At 39.6% G+C, this 2,051-nt stretch carries 3 protein-coding genes; all 3 read right to left on the bottom strand.

Annotated features, from left to right (window positions below; translation table 11 throughout):
* Positions 1-199: 199 nt before the first annotated feature.
* The 3 genes from FTT85_RS18315 to FTT85_RS18305 all read right to left on the bottom strand — a co-directional run bounded on the left by FTT85_RS18315 (position 200) and on the right by FTT85_RS18305 (position 1,729).
* Positions 200-610, bottom strand: coding sequence for an RcnB family protein (locus tag FTT85_RS18315; RefSeq protein WP_168379728.1), 411 nt, complete (start codon positions 608-610; stop codon positions 200-202).
* A 242-nt stretch (positions 611-852) separates the two neighbouring features.
* Positions 853-1,263, bottom strand: a complete 411-nt coding sequence (locus FTT85_RS18310; protein WP_078193274.1) for an RcnB family protein — start codon at positions 1,261-1,263, stop codon at positions 853-855.
* Between the two features lie 310 nt (positions 1,264-1,573).
* Positions 1,574-1,729: a hypothetical protein gene (locus FTT85_RS18305; RefSeq protein ID WP_180008593.1), complete on the bottom strand. Its 156-nt coding sequence runs from the start codon at positions 1,727-1,729 to the stop codon at positions 1,574-1,576.
* Between the last annotated feature and the right edge of the window lie 322 nt (positions 1,730-2,051).

Here is a 2,051-nt window from a genome sequence, read left to right as displayed (position 1 = left end):
ACGTAATTTAAGGGTTTTCATGTACTTATATTAACAATCAAAACTCAAGGAAAATAGTCCTTAGTTAAATCAAACGACACTTCATGTCGTGTCGCTTATATCTCTGACCTGAAGGACAGAGTTTTACCCTCCATTTGATAAAAAAACACCTGAACAGTGTTCAGGTGTTGGGAAAGGGACTTAAGAGATCGTCGAATGATTAGCCATTCTTAATGCGAATGATGCGATCGGTACGATCATTGACTAGCACGTAGTCACCATTGATTTTGTACCATTGTTGATAACGACCGGTGTTCGGTAAGCGGCGCGCTTCACGATCACTCACTTTGTAGCGGCTTGAATCGAAATAACGAGGAAAGCTTTGACCAACACGCCAATCGCGGCTTGGATTTACACGACGAAAGTCATTACGGTCGTAGCGATTATTGTCATAACGGTTGTTGTTATTCCAATTGCTCGGACGGTGATCTTTGTCCCAACGGTTGTCTTGATGTTGGTATGACGGATGGTAACGGCGGTCATCTTGACGATGGTCTGGCGCAGCAATGGCGGCTGTTGTTGCCATCAAAGCCGATACGGAAAGAACTAAACTCGATACGATTTTGTTCATGGGACACCTCTATACATTTCTAATCTGTTTTTCGATGATTCAAAATTAGCGAGAAAGTTCAGAGAAAGCGTGGGGGCAATATAGTTGAATTGTGAAATGTATGGAGGAAATTTGAAGGTGTGTAAATGATCTGAACGCTAGGCAGCATCAGTTTTTGCGGTTAAACATTAAAAAAACCTCATAAAAAAAGCCCAGAGTTGATCTGGGCTTTAAAAATATGGCGAAATTAAATTCAAAACGGCTTACATACCTAAAATTTTCAGAATACTGTTACTATCTGAGTTGACCAATATGTAGTCATTATTGATTTTATACCATTGCTGATTACGCGATGGTTTAGGTAAGTTATGGTCTTTATAATCGACTTTATAACCATTACCACGATAATGCTGTGGCATCACATAGCCCGTTTGCCATTTATGTTGTTGCAAACGTTTGACTCCACGTTGTTCACGCATACGGCGTCGATCTTCAAGATCGTCATCGTCCTGATAACCACGGAAATCACGATCTTTTTTCATTTGACCATATGCATTGCCGCGTGGGCCATCAAAGCCACGTTCATCGTTCTTGAAGTGAGGCGCTGCAGACGTGATGCTGCTTGCTATTAAAGCACTGAAAGAAATAGCCAAAATTGGCAAAATCTTTTTCATGTTCAACCCTCATGAGTAATTTATCTTCAATATCACTACTGTACGCATTAAATGCAGAGAAACTGTGAAGAAAGATGAATATTTCTTTAAATAAAACGAAGAGATTGCGGATATTATGCGATAAATTTGGCGCCGAGAACAATCTTTCCATCTTGAAAGCGATGGTCCGATAATGCGTGCTTTTTATCCTTGCAATGCAGTCTTGATCAAATTTGAGGTCTATTGTAAGCACGATCAAAAACGCCCATCAAGTCTTGATGGGCAAATAGGGTAGAGATACTGGAATGAAAACGGTGGGTAAATTCGGGTTTTAGTACCACTGCTCATTGAGGCATTGGAGTGAATAAATCGCTTGAGCCACAGATTCAGCTTGCTCGGCATCGTCCATTGCAGAGATCAAATTTTCAGTCAGTTGTAAGGTTTCAATTGAACGAATGGTTTCAATTTTACGTGTTTGATCAGCCATTTGGGTCTCCTTGCCGTCGGTCTATGTCATGGCCAACAGTCTATGCTTTTATACTTAATTTGAAAAACCGAATATTATTATAAAAATAATTTAAAAATACGATCAATGGCAAGTTGGGTAATGAAGCTGTCTATTGATCAAAGCTTGTTGAATTTCAAATGCTAATCTAAGAGTTTAAAAAAAGGGCATCAAATGCACTGCTGTCCCACAAAAATCACAAGAGGAATCTCAATTGAGGTTCCTCTTGTTTTATCGCCCTCTTGTCTGGTGAGAATAGCGATTTCAAATACTTCCTTTCGAATAAGTTCACTTGGATAATTCT

It is taken from the genome of Acinetobacter sp. YH01020 (assembly GCF_013420275.1).
GTDB classification, from domain to species: Bacteria; Pseudomonadota; Gammaproteobacteria; order Pseudomonadales; family Moraxellaceae; genus Acinetobacter; species Acinetobacter amyesii.
The sequence above is the reverse complement of the archived record's forward strand: the minus strand, read 5'-3'. Positions and strand labels throughout refer to the sequence as shown.